19 protein-coding genes are annotated in these 24443 nt (G+C 64.3%); 9 read left to right on the forward strand and 10 right to left on the reverse strand.

Annotated elements, in window-relative coordinates:
* Positions 1-200 precede the first annotated feature (200 nt).
* The 4 genes from NX782_RS21425 to NX782_RS21440 are packed head-to-tail and all read right to left on the reverse strand — an operon-like array spanning position 201 to position 3200.
* Complete coding sequence (locus NX782_RS21425) at positions 201-1190, reverse strand: S49 family peptidase (RefSeq protein WP_258847527.1); 990 nt, start codon at positions 1188-1190, stop codon at positions 201-203.
* Between the two features lie 15 nt (positions 1191-1205).
* Entirely contained in the window at positions 1206-1577 is a 372-nt protein-coding gene (locus NX782_RS21430; RefSeq protein WP_258847528.1) for a Rieske (2Fe-2S) protein, read from the reverse strand.
* A complete protein-coding gene (locus tag NX782_RS21435; protein ID WP_258847529.1) occupies positions 1574-2233 on the reverse strand; it encodes an HAD-IIIA family hydrolase in 660 nt (219 codons plus the stop codon). Before NX782_RS21435 ends, NX782_RS21430 begins: the two co-directional genes overlap by 4 nt.
* Positions 2226-3200, reverse strand: coding sequence for an RluA family pseudouridine synthase (locus tag NX782_RS21440; RefSeq protein WP_258847530.1), 975 nt, complete (start codon positions 3198-3200; stop codon positions 2226-2228). The genes NX782_RS21435 and NX782_RS21440 overlap by 8 nt, the downstream gene beginning before the upstream one ends.
* 599 nt (positions 3201-3799) lie before the next feature.
* Between NX782_RS21440 and NX782_RS21445 the strand changes: the two genes are divergently transcribed.
* The 4 genes from NX782_RS21445 to moeA all read left to right on the forward strand — a co-directional run bounded on the left by NX782_RS21445 (position 3800) and on the right by moeA (position 11412).
* Positions 3800-6976 carry an Rne/Rng family ribonuclease gene (locus NX782_RS21445; protein ID WP_258847531.1) on the forward strand — a complete coding sequence of 1059 codons (3177 nt, stop codon included), beginning with the start codon at positions 3800-3802 and terminating at the stop codon, positions 6974-6976.
* A 129-nt stretch (positions 6977-7105) separates the two neighbouring features.
* Positions 7106-8428 carry a chromate efflux transporter gene (chrA, locus tag NX782_RS21450; RefSeq protein WP_258847532.1) on the forward strand — a complete coding sequence of 441 codons (1323 nt, stop codon included), beginning with the start codon at positions 7106-7108 and terminating at the stop codon, positions 8426-8428.
* Positions 8421-9533 carry a GTP 3',8-cyclase MoaA gene (moaA, locus tag NX782_RS21455; RefSeq protein WP_308633065.1) on the forward strand — a complete coding sequence of 371 codons (1113 nt, stop codon included), beginning with the start codon at positions 8421-8423 and terminating at the stop codon, positions 9531-9533. Before chrA ends, moaA begins: the two co-directional genes overlap by 8 nt.
* A gap of 7 nt (positions 9534-9540) precedes the next feature.
* A complete protein-coding gene (moeA, locus tag NX782_RS21460) occupies positions 9541-11412 on the forward strand; it encodes a molybdopterin molybdotransferase MoeA (protein ID WP_258847533.1) in 1872 nt (623 codons plus the stop codon).
* Here the strand turns inward: moeA and NX782_RS21465 are convergent.
* Both NX782_RS21465 and NX782_RS21470 read right to left on the reverse strand, forming a co-directional pair.
* Positions 11409-11888: a YdcF family protein gene (locus NX782_RS21465; RefSeq protein WP_258847534.1), complete on the reverse strand. Its 480-nt coding sequence runs from the start codon at positions 11886-11888 to the stop codon at positions 11409-11411. The two genes, moeA and NX782_RS21465, sit on opposite strands and share 4 nt — an antisense overlap.
* A gap of 201 nt (positions 11889-12089) precedes the next feature.
* The gene (locus NX782_RS21470) at positions 12090-12302 is read right to left on the reverse strand and encodes a hypothetical protein (protein WP_258847535.1); all 213 of its coding nucleotides are present in this window, start codon (positions 12300-12302) and stop codon (positions 12090-12092) included.
* Between NX782_RS21470 and NX782_RS21475 the strand changes: the two genes are divergently transcribed.
* From NX782_RS21475 to NX782_RS21495, 5 genes are all read left to right on the forward strand, one after another.
* Positions 12301-12471 (forward strand): hypothetical protein, encoded by a 171-nt coding sequence (locus NX782_RS21475; protein WP_258847536.1) that lies wholly within the window; start codon positions 12301-12303, stop codon positions 12469-12471. The two genes, NX782_RS21470 and NX782_RS21475, sit on opposite strands and share 2 nt — an antisense overlap.
* Before the next feature lie 115 nt (positions 12472-12586).
* On the forward strand, positions 12587-15337 hold the full coding sequence (locus NX782_RS21480) for a type VI secretion system Vgr family protein (RefSeq protein ID WP_258847537.1): 2751 nt from the start codon (positions 12587-12589) through the stop codon (positions 15335-15337).
* Positions 15338-15355: 18 nt separating this feature from the next.
* Positions 15356-17116, forward strand: a complete 1761-nt coding sequence (locus NX782_RS21485) for an esterase/lipase family protein (RefSeq protein WP_258847538.1) — start codon at positions 15356-15358, stop codon at positions 17114-17116.
* Positions 17117-17127: 11 nt separating this feature from the next.
* Positions 17128-18555 carry a T6SS immunity protein Tli4 family protein gene (locus NX782_RS21490; protein WP_258847539.1) on the forward strand — a complete coding sequence of 476 codons (1428 nt, stop codon included), beginning with the start codon at positions 17128-17130 and terminating at the stop codon, positions 18553-18555.
* Positions 18556-18558: 3 nt separating this feature from the next.
* Positions 18559-18825 carry a PAAR domain-containing protein gene (locus NX782_RS21495; RefSeq protein WP_258847540.1) on the forward strand — a complete coding sequence of 89 codons (267 nt, stop codon included), beginning with the start codon at positions 18559-18561 and terminating at the stop codon, positions 18823-18825.
* Between the two features lie 3 nt (positions 18826-18828).
* Here NX782_RS21495 and NX782_RS21500 read toward each other — a convergent pair whose 3' ends face one another.
* From NX782_RS21500 to NX782_RS21515, 4 genes are read right to left on the reverse strand one after another with little or no spacing between them, the layout of a single operon-like run.
* Positions 18829-20163 carry a DNA recombination protein RmuC gene (locus NX782_RS21500; protein ID WP_258847541.1) on the reverse strand — a complete coding sequence of 445 codons (1335 nt, stop codon included), beginning with the start codon at positions 20161-20163 and terminating at the stop codon, positions 18829-18831.
* Between the two features lie 5 nt (positions 20164-20168).
* Positions 20169-20579: a group II truncated hemoglobin gene (locus NX782_RS21505; RefSeq protein ID WP_258847542.1), complete on the reverse strand. Its 411-nt coding sequence runs from the start codon at positions 20577-20579 to the stop codon at positions 20169-20171.
* Between the two features lie 14 nt (positions 20580-20593).
* Positions 20594-23137, reverse strand: coding sequence for an ABC transporter permease (locus tag NX782_RS21510; protein ID WP_258847543.1), 2544 nt, complete (start codon positions 23135-23137; stop codon positions 20594-20596).
* On the reverse strand, positions 23138-24148 hold the full coding sequence (locus NX782_RS21515) for an adenosine deaminase (protein WP_258847544.1): 1011 nt from the start codon (positions 24146-24148) through the stop codon (positions 23138-23140).
* Positions 24149-24443 lie beyond the last annotated feature (295 nt).

A 24443-nucleotide genomic window follows, 5' to 3' on the forward strand; every position in this document is an offset into this window, starting at 1 on the left:
GCGGTGGGACTTTCACCCACAAGAGTGCGCTCATGCTGAGCGCACATGAAAACGACGGCTTGCGCCGTCGTTTTCTCCCTTGCGGGGCCCAACCTGAGGAATGAAGTTCACTCGAAACCGCACGTATGCGGGTCTGTAGTTGTAAGCTACAAAACAACTATAGACGACGCTGCAAAAGATTCAAGGCAAATATTGCCTGATCAGCGCAGGCTCGGGACCGCCCCACGGTAGATCGAATGCACGGCCCCCGAGCCCACCGAGGCGCCGAATTTCTTCAGCACACGCTCCGGCAAGCCTTCGTGCGCGGTGTAGTCGATGATGTCTTCGGCCTTGACGACCTCGCGGGCGACGGTGTCGACCGTACCGAAGCCGTCGGCCAGGCCCATTTCGACCGCCTTGGCGCCGGTCCAGTACAGGCCGGAGAAGATTTCCGGGTTTTCCTTCAGGCGCTTGCCGCGGCCGGCGCGCACCACGGCAATGAATTGCTCGTGGATTTCGTTCAGCATCGCCAGCGCATGCTGCTTCTGTTTGTCCGACTGCGGGCTGAACGGATCCAGGAAGCCCTTGTTTTCGCCGGCCGTCAGCAGGCGGCGCTCGACACCCAGCTTGTCCATCAGGCCGGTAAAGCCGAAGCCGTCCATCAGCACGCCGACCGAGCCGACGATGCTGGCCTTGTTGACGTAGATCTTGTCTGCCGCCGCAGCAATGTAATAGCCGCCGGAAGCGCAGATTTCGTCCACGACCACGTACAGCGGCTTGTTCGGATAGCCTTTTTTGAGGCGCTGGATCTCGTCGACGATGATGCCGGCCTGCACCGGGCTGCCGCCTGGGCTGTTGATACGCAGCACGACTGCGGCCGAGCCGGCGTCGGCGAAGGCCTTGTTCAGCGACGGGATCACGGTGTCGGAGGCGCCGCTGCCTTCGTCGTCGATGGTGCCGTCGATCTCGATCAATGCGGTGTGACGCCCCAGCGATTCGATGTCGGAGCCGGTGTAGAAGTCGGAATAGGCCCAGATCGCGAGCAATGCCAGCAACAAGAAGGAGAGTTTGAAGAAGATACCCCAGCGCCGCGCGGCCCGCTGTTCGCGCACGGTGGCGAACACCAGCCGTTCGAGGGTCTCGCGTTCCCAGTTGCGCACCAGGCCCGCGTCGTTCGCTTTCTGATTCTCGTTGCTGTTGTTATCGCTCATAAGTGCCTGCTTGATTTACTTCGGCGGCTGGAAATGCTGGTCCGGCTGCCAATAGACGCCTTCCACCGTTTCGCGCACCGCGATCGGGCGCAGCCTGCCGCCCCGGCACGGCCCGCCGGTGCAGACGCCGGTTTCGGGCGCGTAGATTGCGCCGTGCGTCGAACACATCAGGTACAGCTTGCTCGACTCGAAGAACTCGCCCTTGAACCAGTCGAGTTCGACCGGCACGTGGGCACATCGGTTCAGATAGGCATACACCTTGCCGCCGTGGCGCACCACGAAGCCGGTGGCTTCGGCGCCGAACGCGACGACCGGAAAGCGCACGCCGGTGCCGCCGTCGACCAGGGCATCCGGGCCGCAAATGTAGACTTCGTTCGCCTCGCTCATGCGTTCTCGATCAGCCACTGGTGCAGTTCCGGGACGTTCTTGGCCGTGAAGACCGGGCGGCATGCCTGCAATTGCTGCACAGGATGGGCACCGTACTCGACCGCGATGCCGGCAGCGCCCGCATTGTTGGCCATGAGCAAGTCATGCGTGGTGTCGCCGATCATAACGGTACGGCGCATGTCCTGCCCCAGTTCCCTTGTCAATTCTTGCAACATTGCCGGGTGGGGCTTGGAAAATGTCTCGTCCGCGCAACGGGTCGCATCGAAGGTCGACAGCAGGCCGCAAGCGTTCAGCGCGCGGTTCAGGCCGACCCGGCTCTTGCCCGTGGCGACTGCCAGGAAATAGCCGAGCTGCGACAACTCTTCCAGCATGGCCGGCACGCCCTTGAACAGCACCAGTTCATGGTCCTTGGTCAGGAAGTGGTAGCGATAGCGCTCCACCATGCGCGGATACAGGGCCGGATCGATGTCCGGCATCACTGCCTGCATGGCCTCCGACAATCCGAGCCCGATCACGTGCGCGGCGGCCGCGTCGCTGGGAACGCTCAGCCCGAGATCCTTGGCGGCGGACTGTATACATTTGACGATGGTGGCGGTGCTGTCCATCAGCGTGCCGTCCCAGTCGAAGACGATCAGGTCGAATTGCTTTCTAGCCATTATGAGTTTTGCCTGTTGGTTGCCCCAAGCTTACCAAGAAACGCTCGCACTCCGCCGGGAGCGGGGCCGTCAGGGTCATCGGCTTGCCGGTTTCGGGATGCTGGAAGGTGATCCGGTACGCGTGCAGGAACATGCGCTTGAGGGCGCCGCGCGTGTCGTTTGCCTTCTGAAGCTGCTTGTTCAATGCAAAATCGCCGTATTTCTCGTCGCCCGCGATCGGGAAGCCGCTCGAGGCCAGGTGCACGCGGATCTGGTGCGTGCGTCCGGTCTTGAGCTCGGCTTCGAGCAGGGCGAAGTCCTGCCATTTGCGCAGCAGGTTGAACACGGTGTGCGCTTCCTGGCCGCCGGCCTGCACCACCACGCGGCGCTCGCCGTCCGCGGTCGTGAACTTGTGCAGCGGCAGCTTCACGTGCTGGCGCGGATTGGTCCAGTTGCCGCTGACCAGGGTCAGGTAGCGCTTGTCGGTCGTGCCCTCGCGCATCTGGTCGTGCAGGTTGGTCAATGCCGAGCGCTTCTTGGCCAGCAGCAGCAGGCCCGAGGTTTCGCGGTCCAGGCGATGCACCAGTTCCAGGAACTTGGCTTGCGGACGCGCCGCGCGCAGCTGCTCGATGACGCCATACGACACGCCCGAGCCGCCGTGCACGGCAACCCCGGCCGGCTTGTCGATGACGAGCAGGTGGCTGTCCTCGTGGACGATGGCGAACTCGGCGCCCGGCACCGGCGCGCTGCCGGCGGCCTTTTCGGCGATGCGGATCGGCGGGATGCGCACGACATCGCCGGATTGCAGACGGTACAGTTGATCGATACGGCCCTTGTTCACACGCACTTCGCCGGAACGGAGAATGCGATAGATATGGCTTTTTGGAACACCTTTACAGACGCGCAGCAGGTAATTGTCGATGCGCTGTCCAGCTTCTTCTTCGGCAATCGTTACAAGCTGGACAGAATTTCTCTCTAAGTCCTTCATTTTGAATATATAATCGACAGGCGGCGGTCAAACCTCTGCAGGTGTAAGAATTAAAACGATATTTTACACAGGGGGCGTCTTCGTCGGTCCCGCTAAATGCGAATTCGATGAAGAAAAACGTGTACGCACATTCCTGTTCGCACCAGGGTTGCACCGCAGTTGTAATCGGGTGGCGCACAGGACTGCAGGATTGGATTGTTTGGAATCGTAAGGATAAGTACCGGCAAGCCGGCCTCAGGTCGGCTCGCCGGGTGATGGCGTCGATAACGCTTGTCGTTTGCGCCGGACCCGCAGCAAGGCGCTCCCCCGGGAAGCTGCAGGCCAAGGCTGGTAATCGCCTGGTCCAGTTTTTCGGCATGGCCGCCCTGCGGTCCGGCTGTGGTCGCAGTTAGCACCCGCCCCAAGGCCCTTGCGCCGCCCTGACCGGGCCGCGCCGGCCAAGCAAGGTCGCGGCGTGCGCGCGACAATGACGTTCGATGCCATTTGCGCCCTGTGGCCGGCCAAGCCGAGCCACACCCCGGGCATACCACCGCCAACACTCCCCTCCCCGCGTACGTTTCCAGCAATTAAACGGTCCACGGACCGCGGAGTTAATAAAAATGAAACGTATGTTGTTTAACGCTACGCAGCAAGAGGAGCTGCGCGTAGCGATTGTCGACGGCCAAAAACTGATCGACATCGATATCGAGACCGCTGGTCGCGAACAGCGCAAATCGAATATCTACAAAGGTGTCATCACCCGCATCGAACCCTCCCTCGAAGCCTGCTTCGTCAGCTACGGCGAAGACCGCCACGGTTTCCTCCCCTTCAAAGAAGTTGCCCGCTCTTATTTCCGTGAGGGTGTCGATGTCCGCAATTGCACCATCAAGGAAGCATTGCGCGAAGGCCAGGAAATCATGGTCCAGGTCGAGAAAGAGGAACGCGGCAACAAGGGCGCCGCACTGACCTCCTTCATTTCGCTGGCCGGCCGTTACCTGGTCCTGATGCCGAACAATCCGCGTGGCGGCGGCGTCTCGCGCCGCGTCGAAGGCGAAGAACGCCAGGAACTGCGCGAGACCATGGACAAGCTGGACCTGCCGCAGGGCATGTCGGTGATTGCCCGCACCGCCGGCATCGGCCGCACGGTCGAAGAACTGCAGTGGGACCTGAATTACCTGATGCAACTCTGGCGCGCGATCGAAGGCGCCGGCAAGTCGGCCCCGGGCCCCTTCCTGATCTACCAGGAATCCTCGCTGGTCATCCGCGCCATCCGCGATTACTTCCAGCCCGACATCGGCGAAGTCCTGATCGATACCGACGAGATCTTCGACCAGGCCCAGCAGTTCATGAGCCACGTGATGCCCGACATGGCGCACCGCGTGAAGCGCTACACCGACGACGTCCCGCTGTTCTCCCGTTTCCAGATCGAACACCAGATCGAGACCGCGTACTCGCGTACCGTCCCGCTGCCGTCGGGCGGCGCGATCGTGATCGACCACACCGAAGCCCTGGTCTCCATCGACGTCAACTCGGCCCGCGCCACCCGCGGTTCGGACATCGAGACCACCGCCTTCAACACCAACTGCGAAGCGGCCGACGAAGTGGCCCGCCAGCTGCGCCTGCGCGACCTGGGCGGCCTGATCGTGATCGACTTCATCGACATGGAAGTCGCCAAGAACCAGCGCGAAGTCGAACAGCGCCTGAAGGATGCCCTGCACCACGACCGTGCACGCGTCCAGATGGGCAAGATCTCCCGTTTCGGCCTGATGGAACTGTCGCGCCAGCGCCTGCGTCCGTCGCTGTCGGAAGGCTCGCACGTGACCTGCCCGCGCTGCTCGGGCACCGGCCACATCCGCGATACCGAATCCTCCGCCCTGCAGGTGCTGCGCATCATCCAGGAAGAGGCGATGAAGGAAAACTCGGCCGCGATCCACGTGCAAGTGCCGGTCGACGTCGCAGCGTTCCTGCTGAACGAGAAGCGCGGCGAAGTGCTGAAGATCGAGAACCGTCACCGCATCACGGTCATCCTGATCCCGAACAAGCACCTCGAGACCCCGCACTACAAGCTCGAGCGCATCAAGCACGACGATCCGCGCCTGGAAGACGCTGCCTCCAGCTACACGATGGCGGAGTCGGCCGATACCGACATGGCCTACGCCAAGCGCCAGAAGGAAGAAGCCAAGCCGCGCCAGGAAGCCGTGGTCAAGACCATCACCCCGGCCCAGCCGGCACCGACGGTCGAACGCCCGGTCAAGGTGGAAGCGCCTGCCGCCGCGCCGGCCGCCCCGGCTGCTGCCGCTCCGGTGGCACAGCCGCCGGCCCCGCAGGGTTTCTTTGCCAAGCTGCGTAATTTCTTCTTCGGCACCCCAGTCGCGATGACCCCGCCGCCGGCCCCGGCCGCAGCACCGGTCAAGCCGGCTGAACCGGCCCCGGCCGCCGCCGATCGCGGCGAGCGCAACGGCCGTGGCCAGCGCAATGGCCGTGGCGGACGCAACGGTACCGGCAAGGGCCGCGAGCGCGACGAGCGCGAGCAGGTCGCGAAAGGCGCCGCTGTCGGCGCCGACGAGACCGCCAAGCCGGTCGATGCCGAAGCTAAACCGGCACGCCAGCCGCGCAAGCCGCGTGAACAGCGCGAGCCGCGTGAAGGCCGTGAAGGTCGCGAGACCCGCGAGCAGGCACAGGCCGAGCTGCAAGCCCAGCTGGCGCCGCGCCCCGAGCGTGGCGAACGCGGCGAGCGTCCGGAACGCGCCGAGCGTGCCGAGCGCCCTGAACGCCAGCCGCGCCAGCCGCGTGAGCGTGCCGAGCGTACCCCGGCTGCCGAAGTCAAAACCGACGAACTGAACGTGGTCCAGGCCACCGCCGCGACCACCGTCACCGTCGCGTCGACCGGCCCGAACGGCGAGCAGGAAATTGTCCAGCAGCAAGTCGTGAAGACCGTCACCTCGATCGGTCCGAACGGCGAGGAAACCGACGCCGAAGGTGGCGACGAGCCGCGTCGCCGCCGTCGTCGTGGCGGCCGCAACCGTAACCGCCGCGACCGCGATGGCAACGAAATCGTCGAGAACGAGAACGGTGAAGAAGGCGCGGTACCGGCCTTCACCCCGGTCGCCGACGAGGAAGCCGCCAAGTTCCAGGCCGAAACCAAGGCTGCGAAGTCGCGCGGCGCCAAGCCGGCCAAGGCTGCGACCCCGGGTCCGTGGCCCTTCCCGACCGCCGCTTCGGTGAAAGCCGCTGCCGAGAAAGCGGCTGCCGAGCACGCAGCAGCCGAGCAAGCTGCCGCCAAGGCACATGCCGAGCAATCTGCCGCTGCCGCACTGCAGGCTGCGGCTGCCCAGGCTGCCGCCGACGCCGCAAAAGCGGCACGGCAGGCGCCGTGGCCTTTCCCGACCACGAAATCGGTTGCCGAAGCCGCTGCTCGTGCGGCTGCTGCTGAAGCGCCGGCTGAAGCGCCGGCACCTGCTGCGCCGGTCGTCGAAGTTGCCCCGGCTGCCCCAGCGGCGCCGGCACCTGTCGAAGCCGCGGCCCCGGCCGCAGTACCGGCACCGCAGCCGGTCGTGATGCCGGCCCCGGTGGCACCGGTTGCGCAAGCACCGGTCCAGGCAGCGGCCCCGGCCGCCGATCTGGGTGAAGTGCTGGCCCAGGCCGGCCTGCAGCTGGCATCGACCGATCCGGAAAAGCTGCGCGCCGCCCAGGAAGCGGCCGCCCAGTCCCAGCAGCCGGTCCGTCTGGGCCGCACCCGCAAGGTGGCGCCGCCGCCGGTGCAGGAGCCGCTGGTGCAGGTGGATACGCGCCAGTAAGCAGTAGATAGCTGGTAGTTAAAAAGGGAAGCCTGCGGGCTTCCCTTTTCATTTATGCAGAAGGTGTACGCCGAGGCAAGCGTCGCCTGACTCAGGTAAGATGGGCAGTCTTTATTATTGCCCATCTGCATGCAAGCGCCTCCCCAGCCCGTCGCCTTTCGTAGCGCCCTGCGTTACTGGCTGAAGCTCGGCTTCATCAGCTTTGGCGGTCCGGCCGGGCAGATTGCGATGATGCATGCCGAGCTGGTCGAGCGGCGCCGCTGGATTTCGGAACAGCGCTTCCTCCACGCCCTCAATTACTGCATGCTGCTCCCCGGTCCGGAAGCGACCCAGCTCGCGGTCTACATCGGCTGGCTGCTGCACCGCAGCCTGGGCGGCATCGTCGCCGGCCTGCTGTTCGTGCTGCCTTCGCTGCTGATCCTGGTCGGGCTGTCCTGGGTCTACATGGCGTATGGCCACCTACCCGCCATCGCCGGCGTCATGAACGGCATCAAGCCGGCAGTGGTCGCCATCGTACTGGGCGCGGCCTGGCGCATCGGCAGCCGCACCATCCGCAACTGGCTGCTGGCGGCCGTTGCCGCCTGTGCCTTCGTCGCCATCGCCGTGCTCAAGCTGCCGTTTCCGCTGATCGTGCTGGGCGCGGCGCTGGCCGGCTGGATCGGTGGACGGCTGCGCCCTGCCCTGTTCCAGCTCGGCGGCGCGCATGCGGCGGCACGCGCATCGTATGGCCCGGCGCTGATCGACGACGATACGCCGACGCCCGCGCACGCCCGCTTTTCCTGGGCCGGCCTGGTGCGCGTGGCGCTGATCGGTTGCGGCATCGGCCTGGCCGGCTGGCTGTTGCTGGCGGCGCTCTATGGGCCTGCGAGCGCGCTGGCGCAGATGGGCTGGTTCTTCACCAAGGCGGCGATGATGAGCTTCGGCGGCGCCTATGCGGTGCTGCCGTATGTGGTGCAGGGTGCGGTCGACCATTACGGCTGGCTCAGCGCCGGCCAGATGATCGACGGCCTGGCGCTGGGCGAAACCACGCCCGGGCCGCTGATCATGATTGTGGCCTTCGTCGGCTTCGTGGGCGGCTGGACCCATGCGCTGTTCGGGCCGGACGCACTGTTTATGGCCGGCGCGGCCGGGGCGGTGGTGGCGAGCCTGTTCACCTTCCTGCCCTCTTTCATCTTCATCCTGGCCGGCGGCCCGCTGGTCGAGTCCACGCGCGGCAACGTGCGCATGACGGCGCCGCTGACCGCAATTTCGGCGGCGGTGGTGGGCGTGATCGTCAGCCTGGCCGTGTTCTTCGGCGGCCAGGTATTCCTGGCCGGCGGACAGCCGCAGTGGCAGGCGATCGCCATCGGCGCGGTCGCCACTGTGGCCCTGCTGCGTTATAAGCTTGGCACCATCCCGCTGATCGTCGCCTGCGCGCTGGCTGGCCTCATGCTATCGTACTGGCATGTCTGAAAAAATCATCCTGCTGGGCGATGCGAAATCGCCGGCAATGCCGATCCCGAACACGTTGCAAGCGCCCACCGGGCTGCTGGCCGACGCGCTCGGCCGGCCCTTGCACGACCTGCGCATCTCCGTCACCGACCGTTGTAACTTCCGCTGCGTCTACTGCATGCCGAAGGAAGTCTTCGACAAGAACTACGCCTACCTGCCCCATTCCTCGCTGCTCAGCTTCGAAGAGATCACGCGGGTGGCGCGCCTGTTCATCGCCCACGGCGTCGAAAAAATCCGCCTGACCGGCGGCGAACCGCTGCTGCGCAAGAACCTGGAAGCGCTGGTGGCCCAGCTACGCGCGCTCGACCCCCCGTCCGGCCGGCCGCTCGACCTGACCCTCACCACCAACGGCTCGCTGCTGGCGCGCAAGGCACGCAGCCTGAAGGACGCGGGCCTGGACCGCGTGACGGTCTCGCTCGACGCCATCGACGATGCCGTGTTCAAGCGCATGAACGACGTCGACTTCGCGGTCTCCGACGTCCTGGACGGCATCGATGCCGCGCATGCCGCCGGCCTCGGCCCGGTGAAGGTCAACATGGTGGTCAAGGGCGGCATGAACGACGCCCAGATCCTGCCGATGGCGCGCCACTTCAAGGGCTCGCCGACCATCCTGCGCTTCATCGAATACATGGACGTGGGCGCCTCCAACGGCTGGAACATGGACGAGGTGATCCCGTCCAGCGAGGTGGTACGGCGCATCTCGGCCGAGATGCCGCTCGAACCGATCGGCGCCAACTACGCCGGCGAAACCGCGGCGCGCTGGCGCTACGTCGACGGCGGCGGCGAAGTCGGCATGATCTCGAGCGTGACCCAGGCCTTCTGCAGCGACTGCTCGCGCATCCGCCTGTCCACCGAGGGCAAGCTCTACACCTGCCTGTTCGCGACCCGCGGCCACGACCTGCGCGCCCTGCTGCGCGAAGGCCGCAGCGACCTCGAGATCGCATCCAGCATCGCCCAGCTGTGGCGCCGGCGCGATGACCGCTATTCCGAAACCCGCACCATCAACACCGACGGGCTGGGGCGCGGCACCGGCAAGAAAATCGAAATGTCCTACATCGGTGGTTAACACAAAAATGCAAATCGAATCGATCAGCGGCCTGCTCCTGGCCGGCGGACGCGGCACGCGCATGGGCAGCGTCGACAAGGGCCTGCAGCCTTTTGGCGGCTCGACCATGGCGGCCCACGTGCTCGAGCGCCTGCGCCCGCAGGTAGCCAATGTGGCCATCAACGCCAACCAGAACCTGGACGCCTACGGCGCCTTTGGCGTGCCGGTGTGGCCGGACGATACGCCGGGCTTTGCCGGTCCGCTGGCGGGCCTGGAAACCGGTTTGCGGCGCTGTACCACCCCGTATTTATTGACGGTCCCGTGCGACTCGCCCTTCCTGCCGGCCGACCTGGCGGCGCGCCTGCTGGCCGGCCTGCAAGCGGCGGACGCCGACCTCGCGCTGGCAGTGACCGAAGAGAACGGCCTGCGCCAGCCGCATCCGGTGTTCTGCCTGGTGAAGGCCGACAAGGCCGAAATCCTGTCCAGCTACCTGGCCGCCGGCGGACGCCGCATGGACGGCTGGTACCCGCAGATCAAGGTGGCCGAAGTTCTATTCGAGGATGCCGCCGCCTTCCGCAACATCAACACCCGCGACGAGCTGCAGGCGCTCGACCCGGCGCGCCCGCCGCGATTGGCCGACGTCGTCAGCTGCCTGTCGGCCTACGATCCGGACGCCCTGCCCGTGCGCGACGCCCAGAAGATCATCCGCGACTTCGTGGCGCCCGTGCGCGCGACCGAACAGGTGGCGCTGCGCGCTGCGCTCGGACGCGTGCTCGCCGCCGACATCGTTTCGCCGATCAACGTGCCGGCCCACGACAACTCGGCGATGGACGGCTATGCGCTGCGCGGTGAGGACCTGCTGCCCGATGCCGAGCTGCGCCTGCGCGTGATCGACACCGTGTACGCGGGCCGGGCATCGTCCGCGGTGGCGGGCAAAGGCGAGTGCCTGCGCATCATGACCGGCGGCGTGATGCCGGCCGGCTGCGACAGCGTGGTGCCGCAGGAATTCGTGAAAGTGCTAGCCGATGATGTCATCGTCATGGCCCCCGGCACGATCCGCCCCGGCGACAACCGCCGCCTTGCCGGCGAAGACCTCAAGGCCGGCAGCGCCGCGCTCATGAAAGGCAAGATCATCCGCCCGGCGGACCTCGGCCTGCTGGCATCGCTGGGCGTGGCCGAGGTGCCGGTGCAGCGGCGCCTGCGCGTCGCCTTCTTCTCGACCGGCGACGAGCTGCGCTCGATCGGCCAGCCGCTCGACGAAGGCTGCGTCTACGACAGCAACCGCTACACCATCTACGGCATGCTGCAGCGCCTGGGTTGCGACATCATCGACATGGGCGTGGTGCGCGACGACCCCGCCGCGCTGGAAGCGGCGCTGGTTGACGCCTGCGAAAACGCCGACGCCATCATCACCTCGGGCGGCGTCTCGGTCGGCGCCGCCGACTACACCAGGCAGATCATGGCGCGCCTGGGCGACGTCACCTTCTGGAAGATCGGCATGCGCCCGGGACGCCCGCTGGCCTTCGGCCGCATCGCCTCCGGTGGAAAGAGTGCATTCCTGTTCGGGCTGCCGGGCAATCCGGTGGCGGTGATGGTCTCGTTCTACTTCTTCGCGCGCGAAGCACTGCTGCGCATGATGGGGGCGGAGGCGCCTTTGCCACTATTGAAGGCGCGCTCGGTGGCTGCGATCCGCAAGAAGCCAGGGCGAACCGAGTATCAGCGTGGGGTTTTATCGCATGGCGCTGATGGCATGCCCGAGGTGCGGATTACCGGCTCGCAGGGCTCGGGTATTTTGCGCTCGATGTCGGAGGCGAACTGCATGGTGGTGCTGCATGATGAGCAGGGCAGCGTGCAGGCGGGGGAGATGGTCGACGTGCTGATGTTCGAAGGCTTGGTTTAATCCGCGTCGAGGTCGAGTTCGCGCAGGAAGCCCTGCTCCAGGTAAGCCGGAATCTTCGTGAATTCCGCCAGCACGCGCCGGCGGAACTCTTCATGCTCGTGCCAGCGCTCGCGCGCCACGCCGAAGTAATTGACGGCGCAGGCGAAGCGCCGCGGCTGCGGCCAGTGGCGCTCCAGGGTCATCAGGTAACGCCGCATCGAGCATACTTTGCCGATCACCAGCAGGCTCTCGATGCTGTCCTTTCCCAAGGCATGTTCGGCCAGGCGGCGCGCGAAGATCACGTTTTCGCCGGTGTTGGTGGCGGCCCTTTCCAGGAGCAGCGCTTCGGCCGGCATCCCCTTCTCCACCAGCCGCGCGGCGATGACCTCGGCTTCCGGTTCCGCTTGCCCGGCGGTGGCACCGCCCGAGATCAGCAGCTTCGGGAACATCCCGCGCTGCCACAGCACGTAGTCGGCGATGGCGGGCAGGTCATGCATATTGTTCCTTTCAACGGGCCCAAGCATCCAGCGAGGTATCGAACCAACCTTCGGCAGCCTCGCATCCAGCACCACGGCCATCGCGTCGCGGCCGAGGTCGACCTTCCGGCAGCAGCCGAACACGGCGCGATAGAAGCGCTGGAATACGCCTTCGGCGCCGCTCAGCCGCAGGTCCGACAGATAAAGCTCGCGCGCCAGCGCCTAGGATATCGTGGCCGCGCCCTGCCCGTCCGCCAGGCTGAGACCGTGGTGGCTGTAGAAGGTCGGGTCTTCGACCTTCAGCAGGATCGCGGTTTGTGGCGCCGACAGCGGACTGTGCTCGACCACTGGCATGTGCGCCACGGCGTCGTCGAACGAGACTGCGGCCCACACGGCGGCGATGCCGAGGTAGACCGTCAGGAACAGGAGAGCCATGCAGGCGACCCGGATCGCGCGCTTGATCTTCATCGAAGGCGATTGTGCGGTCTCGAAGAGCGCTACCGGACAACAAAGGGACGAAACGCCGGTGCGGCGGGACAGCGCGCTGCGCGGATGGCTTGCCGGCGCTGCGGATGACCGGTTCGCAGGGCTCGGGCATTTGTGACCCGGCGTCAAAAATCCGTTATTGGTATCAGGCAAAACTTTTACTGATATCAATGTGGTGACGATTCAGGTTCCTAGCATTGGACTTTATGCTCAAAGTGATCTGGGGAATCTGAATGCATTTCAAGGACCTGGTTGAAAGCTTCTGCGAACTGACAGAGGCGCATCGCCCGATTCGTGTTCGGCTCTCACAAGGACAGCAAGTGCTTAGCGACGTCCTGCTGGTCAAGTGCGTCACTGGAACGGAAGCACTGTGCGGCGCACTGGAATACCGGCTTCTGTGCGTATCGCTCCGCGCCGATCTCGCTTTGAAAGAATTCATCGCACTGCCGGCCGAACTGCAGTTCGTCACCGACCGAGGCGCTATGCGCACCGTGTGCGGCATCGTCGCGCAAGCGGCTGCGGGACAAAGCGACGGCGGCCTGGCGACTTACGAACTGGTGCTGCGCGACGCTTTGTCGCTGATGGAATACCGCACCAATACCCGCGTTTTCCGCAACCTGAATGAATTGGAAATCACCCAGGTCATCCTCGACGAATGGCGTCGGAATAATCCCGTGCTGGCAAAGGCCTTCGACGTGGACTGGTCGCATGCGACGGGTTCTTATCCCGCCCGCGAATTCACGATGCAGCACAACGAATCGGATGCCGATTTCCTGCGCCGCCTGTGGAAACGCCGCGGCTTCGCCTGGTTCATGCGGCCAACGCAAGCCAGCCGGTCGCAAGGCCAGGCCATGCCGACGCATACGCTAGTGCTGTTCGACGATGCTTTCACCTTGCCGCAGAATGCCGCTGGGGTAGTCCGCTATCACCGGGATGACGGCACCGAACAAAGCGACACCATTTTCGCATGGAGCCCGGTCCGCAAACTCAGGCTCGGGAATGTCAGCCGCCTGAGCCAGGACTACATGCAAGGCCGGCCGATGACCGGCCATATACCGTCGCGAATCGACCAGGGGACGATGGGCAACCGTTTTGCGGCCAGCCTCGACGATTACCTGATCGACGTCCCGCATGCGGGCGAAAACGGCGACGATTATCGCAAGCTTGTCGAACTGCGCATGCAGCGCCACGAGTACGAATCGAAATGCTTTTACGGCGAAGGCAGTGTGCGTGCGCTTTGTGTTGGCGAGTGGATCGCCTTGAGCGGTCATCCCGAAATCGACAGGCATCCGACGGGAGAGCGGGAATTCCTGATCACGAGCCTGGAGGTCGATGCCGAGAACAACCTTCCCAAGTCCCTCGACGATCGGATACAGCGCCTGTTTGCCCTCAACCGGTGGAACGAGGGCTATTCCGAAAGCACCCTGCGGCAAGCCAGTGCGGAACGCGGCATGCGCTATACGAATCGATTTGCCTGCGTTCGCCGCAACATTCCGATCGTGCCGGCTTTCGATCCGCGTACCGATCTGCCGCATCCGCAACTGCAAAGTGCGATCGTGGTCGGCCCGCCCGGCGAAGAGGTGCACTGCGACGAATACGGACGGGTCAAGGTGCGCTTTCCCGGCACCCGCATGGAAGACCACGATCATGCGCAAGGCGCCGGAGCCAGCGACAGCGACCGGGACTCCGCCTGGATACGGGTCGCCAGCACCTGGGCCAGCAATCAGTGGGGCACGATGACGCTGCCGCGCGTGGGCGACGAAGTCCTGGTCGGTTTCCTGGGTGGTGATCCCGACAAGCCCATCATCGTAGGGCAAGTTTACGGCCGCCTGGCCCCGCCGCCCACGTTCAGCCATGTCGGTGCGCTGCCTGCGAACAGGTACGTGGCAGGCATCAAGAGCAAGGAAGTCGACGGCAGCCGCTACAACCAGCTGCGGCTGGACGACACGACAGGCCAGATCAATGCGCAGTTGTCGTCCCAGCACGGTCACAGCGAACTGAACCTGGGTTGGCTGACCCACCCGCGCAGGGATGGCAAGGGTGAGGCGCGTGGCGAAGGCGCGGAACTGCGCAGCGACCATGCCGTTGCGGTCCGGGGCGCGCAAGGCGTTTTGATCAGCGCCGCTTCACGCCAGAAGGCCAGCGGCAAACAACTGGACCGGAGCGAACTCCTCGGTTTGGCCGAGGCTTTGCAGGGGGTGCAGAAGCAACTGGCCGAACTGGCCTCGACGCATCATGCGGACGGCACCGACGACAAGGAACTCGAGCAATTGATCGGCTACCTGAAGCAGTGGGAAGCCGGCAGCAATACCGAAATAGACGGCAGCGGTTCTGGCGGCCAACCGGTGGTGGCGCTGTCCGCGCCGGCGGGCGTTGCCATGACCAGCCAGGACAACATCGCGATCGGCGCGCAAACCCATGTCGACGTGCTCAGCATCGGCAATACCCAGCTGTCGGTCGGCCGGAAACTGCTGGCACGGGCGTCGGAAAGCATCAGCCTGTTCGCCCACCGGCTCGGCATCAAGCTCATTGCCGCCAGCGGCAAGCTCGAATTGCAGACGCATAGCGACGATATCGAACTCACCTCTTCCAAACGCATTGTCCTGACCGCCACCGACGAGATCGTGCTGCAGGCACCCAAGGTTCGCATTGTCGCCCAGGGTGCGCAGGTGGATATCGGCGGCGGCGCCATTACCCAGCAGAGCAGCGGCGAGCACACCATCAAGTCGTCGAAGTTTGCGCATGTCGAGCCGGGCGATGGCAAACCGGCTGCCGTCACGCTGCCGAAGAGTGAGGCAGCCCACGATCAGCAGACCGTATTGCGCTGGATCGGGACCGATGAGCCGATGAAGAATCAGCGCTATCGCATCACGACGGAAGATGGGCGCACGTTCGAGGGGCGAACAGATGATGGTGGGCTGACCGAGCGTTTTACCAGTGCGATTCCTTTTGGGCGCTACAGCATCGAGGCGCTGGACGACTGATTTCACAGGGAGCATGTGATGACGACTGCCGAACATCCTTTGCCCGCGCAGCCGAATGCGGGCGCTGCGCGAAAAGCCGAGGGGTTTGCGACACCGAAGCAGGACAAGAAGCCGCAGTGCGCACGGATGCTGCCCAGGCGGGTGCTGCCGATTATTTTCCTACCCGGGATTATGGGATCGAATTTGCGGATGAGCGCGGAGCGGCAGAAGGAGTTGAAACAAAAGGACAATATTGCGTGGCGGCCGGATGGCCTTGGGGCGTCGAATATCAAGAAGAATGCGAAGAGCCCTCCAGATGAACGCCAGTTGCGGCTCGATCCCTTGCAGACTACGGTCGACATTTACGACCCCACTGGCCCGTCCGACGTCAGCGGCGATAAACGGCACAGCAATGTCGAACTTGGCGAGAACTTCAATTCACCAATGCTGGCGAGCGACCCGCTGACTATGCCGAATCCGCGTAGCCGAGTTCAAAAAGCGCGGGAACGCGGCTGGGGTGAAGTCTTCTTCAAGAGTTATGGCGTTTTACTGCAGCACCTCGAATCCCGCCTGAACAATACTTTTTTCCAAGGCAAAATGCGGCCCGAGTGGCGCGATGTCATCGGCGTCAACCCGCAGGCATGGAATGCGGATACGAAACTACCTCAGCAGGCCATGACCGAGGATGAGTTCAAGAAGGTGGCTACCGGCTGCTGGTTTCCTGTGTACGCCTTTGGCTATAACTGGCTGCAGTCGAATGGCGAAAGCGCAAAGCTCATCGCCAAGCGCATCAACAAGGTCATCGACGAGCTGAACGGGGCGGGTTACGAATGTCATCAGGTGATCGTCGTGACCCATTCCATGGGTGGGCTGGTCGGGCGGGCGCTGGTTCACCCCAAGATCGGCAACCTGCAGGATAAGGTGCTGGGCATCGTCCATGGCGTCATGCCCGCCATCGGCGCACCAGCAGCCTACAAGCGTATGCGGGCGGGCTTCGAGGACCCCGGGCTAATGCACGTCACCCCGAGCGTCCTCGAAGCCAGCGTCGTCGCGAAAGTACTTGGCAATTTTGGTGACGAGGTGACGGCGGTGCTGGCCAATGCGCCGGGAGGCTTGGAGTTATTGCCATCGGAAGCGTATGGCAATGGTTGGTTGCGCGTGCGGCACAATGGGCATGATCTGGAAGCGTGGCCGAAACAGCAAGATCCCTACAAGGAGATCTATAAAGTACGAGGAAAATGGTATGCGCTGTTCCGAGAAGACTGGATCAACCCTTCCAGCTATTCCGAGAAGAAGGGAGGGGGTACGTTCAAGCGGACGTGTGAATATCTCGATATGGCCCAAAATTTTCATCGACAGATAGCCGGCATATATCACCCCAACAGTTACGCGCACTACGGTGCCGATCCTCGGCAGCAGAGCTTTGGCGAAGTGGTGTGGGACATCCGAAACTGTGCCAACCCGACTGGCTGGCAGAACTGGCCCATCGTCAACGACACCCGGCAAGGCCAACTCGACTTCACTTTATGGGACCCGGACGGGGTGAACAATATCGGTACGCTGCCCTTCGACGAGTTGGCGCCAAGCCCGGTATATGCAACGCTACTTCCACCTTCGGCGCCAGGCGACCAGACCGTTCCGGCCAGATCCGCCGACGACCAACTGCACAGCAGAGTGTTCAGGGGTGTATTCCGCCAGACGGGCTACGAACACCAGTCCAGCTACAAGGATTCCCGTGCGATCGCCTCGACCTTGTACAGCATCTTGCGCATTGCCCAGAAGGCAACCTGGAAATGCTGAAAGGATCATCCATGCAGAAACCGGCCATTAAATACCTGACGCGTATTGCTCTCGCAACGACGATGGTATTGATTACAGCCTGTGACCACAATCCTAGACAATGGAAGAGTCCAAACATGACGACGCTTACGCCCCGCCTGCAACCGATGTTCGAGAAAACCAAGACCATCTGCTTCGGACGCTTCATGGTCGATGTGCCGGCAACAGCCGCCGTTGCATGGGGTGGTAGCGATGTTCCGCTGGGTGTCAGCATCTACCCTGACGGCGTGAATGAGGTGAAGGCCTTGGCACAGAAGTTTATCGATGAACTCAACAACGAGAAGGCCATCAACCATGACGATGTTCCCTTGCTGCTATCCGTGGAAGATATGGCCGAGCCAGAGGGCAAGATCGTGACCGGTTATGAGAGCTTTCAGTCCATCAACGGGCTTAAAATTAACGGTTATTTCAAGCTGAACAGCGACGGCGTTATTATCGATGCACGGCCGTTAAGGGACGATAGGGACAGCACAATAGCAGACATAAAAAGCATCGCACGCCGCCTGCGCCAACGTGCCGAAAACGAAACCCCCACCGAACCCGGCAACTGCATCGAGAATTTCTTCCTGCCAGACTCGCCGGATGACGAAAAGAATCATCCTGGGGAACTGATCAGCCTTGGTTTCCGCCTGAAAGAGTTCCCGGACGCGCATTTTTCGATTCGAACCCATCCGTCAAATCCTCACGATCCAGAAAGCACTTCACTCAAGCGACAGTGGCAACGCGTCATAGACGATCCCGCAACTCCCGAAGAGAAAAAAGCGCTGGCCAAAATCAAATACTTCCGACAAAGCCCTCGTGAAATACATGACTGGAAAACCGGTTACGAACTTCTTTTGCGTAATCCCGATGAAGAAGGCGTGCACTCTTACCATGACTTCGAGCTCAGATTCACCGGCGTCCCGCACGATCCCTACAGGCCCTATGCCGACATCCAACTCCAGACTGGCGTCGCCGACAACGCCGCCGGCGCCACCAAAGCCAGCCTGACCGATGAAGAAGCCATCGCAGTCTGGGACAAGATCACCAGCACCATCCGCGTGCGCCCGACCAGCGCCACACCGGTCAAGTCCGCCGACGCAGGCCCGCGCCTGCCACTAGGTGAACTCGCCGCTACCGGACGCACCTGCCCACAGACCGGTTGGTGGGAAAACGATGCGCCGGGGCTACCGGAGAACAGCCGGCGCCAGCACATCAAGAAGGGGGAACGCATGCCGCACGCGGTAGCGCAGGGCGCGCCATCGCTATGGCAGAAGCTGAGGGGCGAACAGCCCGTGTACCGTACGGCCACCGTGTGGAAGCTGGTCGCTCATGGGGACGCACCTCCCCCGGCCTCTTCCAACATCGCTGCGGCAAACGGCAGCGCCAACGATAAAGACGCCCCCGAGAAGAAAGGCTGAGCCATGCGCAACGTAATCCGTCTCGGCGACCCCACCTCACACGGCGGCAAGGTCGAAACCGTCAGTGCAACCCACTTCACGGTCGGCGGCATAGCCGTCGCCCGCGTCGGCGACAAATGCAGCTGCCCAATCAAGGGCCATGACAACTGTACGATCGCCGAAGGCGACCCGCATCACGTCATCGATGGCATTGCGGTTGCCCACGACGGGCACAAGACAACATGCGGCGCCACCTTGATTCCAACAATAGGAAATTACGGCGGCGAATAAGGCTCACTCGTCGCCGTCGAGCTTGTCGGCCCCCAGCATCAACTGCGCCGCCTCGCTCGGCAAAGCCTCCACTGACTTCAACTTGCGCGCCATCTGCCGGCTGCGCACCTCGGCGTTCTCGATGTTCTTGGCGGCCCGCTCCAGCGTGGTCTTGGTGGCGGCCAGCACGTCGCCGAACTTGCCGAACTCGGTCTTCACCGCGCCCAGCACCTGCCACACTTCGGACGAGCGCTTTTCCAGTGCCAGTGTGCGGAAGCCCATCTGCAGGCTGTTCAGCAGTGCGGTCAGGGTCGACGGACCGGCGATGGTCACGCGCAGCGTGCGCTGCAGATCGTCGGCCAGGCCGGGGCGGCGCATCACTTCGGCGTACAGGCCCTCGGTCGGCAGGAACAGGATCGCAAAATCGGTGGTCTGCGGTGGCGAGACGTATTTTTCGCAGATGGTCTTGGCCTCGTTGCGCACCGCGCGTTCCAGTTCGGCACCGAAGCGCACCACGCCCTCGGCATCGGCGGTATCGGCCGCTTCGACCAGGCGCTCGTACTGCTCTTTCGGGAACTTGGCGTCGATCGGCAGCCACAGCGGCGGGCCGCCGTCGACGGTGCCCGGCAGCTTGATCGCGAACTCGACCCGCGCGTTCGAGCCGCGCACGGTCTCGACGTTCTTCGCATACTGGTCGACGGTCAGCACCTGCTCGAGCAGCATCTCCAGCTGCACTTCGCCCCAGGTGCCGCGCGTCTTCACGTTGGTCAGCACGCGTTTCAGGTCGCCCACACCGACGGCCAGCTGCTGCATCTCGCCCAGGCCCTGGTGCACACGCTCGAGGCGGTCGGACACCTGGCGGAAGGATTCCGTCAATCGCGTTTCCAGCGTCGCGTGCAGCTTTTCGTCGACGGTCTGGCGCATCTCTTCCAGGCGCCGCGCGTTGTCGTTCTGCAGGTCGCGGATCTTGGTTTCCAGCGTCCCGCGCACTTCCACCATGCGCTGGGCGTTCGACTCGGTCAGCGTGGCGATCGCAGTGTTCATGCTGTCGGCGAAGCGTTTCAGGACGCGCGCCTGCTCCTCGCGGCCGCCGGCGGCGTGGAGCTGGATCTGCTGGCGCATCGCTTCCAGCTGCTGGGCGGTGGCGGCCTGGTTCTGCGCCAGGTGGGCCGCCATTTCCTGGCGCGTGGCCTGGGCGCTGGTCTGCAGTTCGTGGCGCAGCTCGCGCTCCAGGCGTTCGAAGGCCTGGGCAGAGCCGTCGCTGTTGTTGCTGCTGCGGGCACGCGCGAACAGGGCGAACTGCAGGCCGAGCACGGCCAGCAGGCCAATCGCGAGGACGATGAACTCGATGGTCGACATGGAAATCAGTGAGGTCGGTTACGCATCCAGTCGGCGGTCTGGTAGAACGCGCCCATCAGGCGCAGCCGCAGGTCGTAGTCGTAGCCAAGGTCTTCCAGCGCCATCGCCATGCAGCGCAGCCACTGGTCGCGCTCCGTGGTGCCGATCGCGAACGGCAGGTGGCGCGCGCGCAGCATCGGGTGGCCGTGCTTCTCGATGAAGAGGTTCGGCCCGCCGAGCCAGCCGGACAGGAACATGAACAGCTTTTCGCGCGAGCTGTCGTTGGGTACCGGGTGCATGGCGTGGATGCCGGCGAAATCCGGCTCCAGCTGCATGATGTCGTAGAAGCGGTCGACCAGTTCGCGCAGGCGGCTTTCGCCGCCGATCAGCTCATACGCGGTAGGCTGGTCTTGCTGGGGGTTCTGAGATTCTTGCATCCGTCCATTTTAGCTCAGGCCTCGCGCAGCGTCTGCAGCGGCGGCTGGCGCAACACATTGCGCAGTCCCAGCCAGCCGCCCACCAGTGCGCAGACCGCGCCGACCAGCAGTCCGGCCGCCCACACCTGCGGTTCGAAATGCCAGGGGAACTTGAACTGGTACTCGGCCAGCGCCCAGCCCAGCGCCGCCGCGCCGCTCGCTGCCAGCAGGCCGGACAGGCCGCCGACCAGCACGAACTCGATGCGCTGCGCCGTCGCCAGCTGGCCGCGGGTGGCGCCCAGCGCGCGCAGCAGGCCGGCTTCGCGGGTGCGCTCGGCCGTCGATCCCATCAGGGCTGCGTACAGCACCAGCACGCCGGAGGCCAGCGTGAACAGGAACAGGAACTCGACCGCCGTCACCACCTGGTCGAGCACGTCCTGCAACTGGCGGATGATGCCGCTGACGTCGATCATGGTCAGGTTCGGATACTGGCGCGTGAGCGTGCTCGCCAGCCCGACGCCACCCGCCGGCGCATGGAAGGCGGTCATGTAGGTCGTCGGCGCGTTCGCCATCGCCGCCGGGTTGATGATGACGAAGAAGTTGGCGCGCATCGAGCCCCATTCGAGCTTGCGCAGGCTCGTGATCTTGGCCTCGACCAGCAGGCCGCCCATGTCGAAGCGCATGGTATCGCCGAGTTTCAGGCGCAGGGTCTGGGCGATGCCCTGCTCGACCGAGGCTTCGGCCACACCCGGCGCGTCACGGTACCACTGGCCGGCCACGATGTCGTTCGCTTCCGGCAGGTCCTTGACGCTGGAGAGGTTGAATTCGCGGTCCGACAGCGCTTTTGCGCGCTCGTCCTGGTAGGTGGCGGCGGTGACCGGATTGCCGTTCACCGCGACCAGGCGGCCGCGGATCATCGGGTACAGCACCAGGTTGCCGACGCCGCTCGCGCGGATCGTCTTTTCGACGCCCTCTTTCTGGTCGGGCTGGATGTTGATGATGAAGCGGTTCGGCGCATCCGGTGGCGTGGCCAGGCGCCAGGCAGCCATCAGGTCGCCGCGCACCACGGTCAGCACCAGCAGCGCCATCAGGCCCAGCGACAGCGAGACGATCTGTACCACCGTGGCGCCGGGGCGGCGTCCGAGCGAGGTGATGGCGAAGCGCCAGCCCTGGTTCTTCGAGACATTGCGCAGGCTGCGCAGGCCGAGCAGCGCCAGCCAGCCGACCAGCGCGAACAGCGCCAGGCCGCCGAGGAAGCCGCCGGCGGTCAGCATGGCCAGTTTGAGGTCCCCGGCTTGCCACAGCAGCAGACCGATGAACACCGCAGTGCCGAGGCCATAGGTCGCCAGCGCCATCGGCCGCGGCGGCGCCTGCTCGCGGCGGATCACGCGGTTGTGCGGCACGTTGCGCAGCTGGAGCACGGGCGGCAACGCGAAGCCGACCAGCAGCAGCATGCCGGTGATGATGCCCTGCAGCGCCGGCAGCGGCGAGACCGGCGGCAGGTCGGTGCGGATCAGCGGCTCGATCAGCGCCAGCAGCACATAGTGCGCGCCGAAGCCGACCAGCACGCCCAGCACGCTGCCGGCCAGGCCGACCAGCGCGAATTCGATCAGGAACAGCAGGCCGACTTCGTTCTGGGTCATGCCCAGGCAGCGCAGCATGGCCACCGAATCGAGATGGCGCTGCATGAAGCGGCGCGCCGCCATCGCCACGGCCACCGCCGCCAGCATCGCCGACAGCAGGCCGACCAGGGCCAGGAAGCGTTCGGCGCGGTCGAGGGTCGAGCGCATCTCGGGACGGCCGTTTTCCAGGGTCTCGATGCGCACGCCCTTGACGTTGTCCGCCGCGATGCGGGCGCGCACCCAGCGCTCGTAATCGGCGATGGCCGCGCGGTCGTTCGGCGATTGCGCCGCGACCTGCATGCGCCAGGTGATGCGCGCGTAGTTGTCGACCAGTCCCGTGGCCTTCAGGTCGGACAGCGCCAGCATCACGCGCGGCGCGAAGTTCGCGAACGAGGCGCCGCGGTCCGGTTCGGCGGCGATCAGGCGGGTGATCCTGAAACTCTTGTCGCCCAGCTGGATGCTGCTGCCCAGCTTTGCCTTCAAAGGCGGCAGCAGGTTGACGTCGACCCAGACCGTGCCGGGCGCCGGGATCTCGCGGGTGGCATCGCCCAGCGCCTCGCTGGCATCTTCCTGGCTGGTGGTGATCTTCAGCTGGCCGCGCAGCGGGTAGCCGGGCGACACCGCCTTCAGCGAGGCCAGCACGGCCTGCGAGGCATCGCCCTGGCCCGCCTGCGCCATGCTGGGGAAGGTCACGGTATCGGCCAGCACCAGGCCGCGCCGGGTGGCCTCATCGCGCCAGTCCTGACGCAGCGGCTGGTCGGCATTGATCAGCAGGTCGGCGCCGAGCAGCTGGTGGGCATCGCGGTTCAGGCCCGCGCGCATGCGGTCGACAAAAAAGCCGACCGCGGTCAGGGCCGACACCGCAACCACAAGGGCGACCAGCAAGAAACGCAGCTCGCCGGCACGCCAGTCGCGCGCGGTCATGCGCAGGGATTGCCGCAGGGAGGACATGAGCATTTACGGAACCTGACGAAAGAAGTTATCGACCTCGGCGAGGTAAGCGCGCTTCTGCTCCGGCTCGAGGAAGGCGGCGGCGAAGCTGTTGCGCGCAAGCTGGTGCGCATGCGAGACGTCCAGCGGCAGCGCTTCGAACGCGGCCTCGTAGTTGTCGTTGACGTAGCCGCCGAAGTAGGCCGGGTCGTCGGAATTGACGGTGGCGGCCAGGCCGGCATCGAGCAGGCGGCGCAGGCTGTGGTCACCCATCACGTCGAACACGCGCAGCTTGACGTTCGACAGCGGGCACACCGTCAGCGCCATCTGTTCGCGCGCCAGGCGCTGCACGAGTTCGGGATCGTCGAGGCAGCGCACGCCGTGGTCGATGCGCTCGACGTTCAGCACGTCCAGCGCGCTCTCGATATAGGCCGGGGGGCCCTCCTCGCCCGCATGCGCCACCAGATGCAAACCGAGATTGCGGGCGCGTTCGAACACGCGCGCGAACTTCTCCGGCGGATGCCCGACCTCGGAGGAATCGAGGCCGACGCCGATGAATTTGTCGCGGTAAGGAATCGCTTCTTCGAGGGTGGCGATCGCCTCTTCTTCGGACAGGTGGCGTAGGAAGCACAGGATCAGGCTCGCGTTGACCGGGCTGTCCTGGCAGGCGCGCCAGATGCCGTCGATGACGGTGCCGATCGGGACGCCGCGCGCGGTGTGGGTCTGCGGATCGAAAAAGATTTCGGCGTGGCGCACGTTGTCGGCTTGCGCGCGCCGCAGGTAGGCCGCGGTCATGTCGTAGAAATCCTGCTCGGTCAGCAGCACACTGGCGCCCGCGTAATAGATGTCGAGGAAGGATTGTAGATCGCTGAAGTCGTACGCGCGCCGCAACGCTTCCACGCTGGGGTATGCCAGCGAAACGCCGTTTCTTTGCGCTAGCTCAAAAATCAGCTCGGGCTCCAGAGAGCCCTCGATATGGATGTGCAATTCTGCCTTCGGCATCGTCCGCAGGATGCGGCGCAACTCATCATTGAGCATCAGGATCTCCAGGTTGGACCGGCAATGAACGCCTTTGCGGGAGAGTGTAGCGCATGCGCGGCCGGGACTCATTTCACTCTGGAATTTTATGGAAAGCCGGCACGATACGCGTGCGCCACTGCTTAGCAAGTTGGTGCACTATGACCTTACCTTTTGATAATCATAGTGCCGCCCGCATGACCCCGCCAAGACCCGGGAAAGCGGCGTCAGGAATGCATTGGCGAGCTCGTCAAAATGGCCGTTTCTTTTTATTTTTCAGTGACTTATCTGTAGCACGATGCAAGGTACGACACTG

Origin of the sequence: Massilia norwichensis (assembly GCF_024753245.1) — a bacterium.
Taxonomy (GTDB): Bacteria; Pseudomonadota; Gammaproteobacteria; order Burkholderiales; family Burkholderiaceae_D; genus Telluria; species Telluria norwichensis.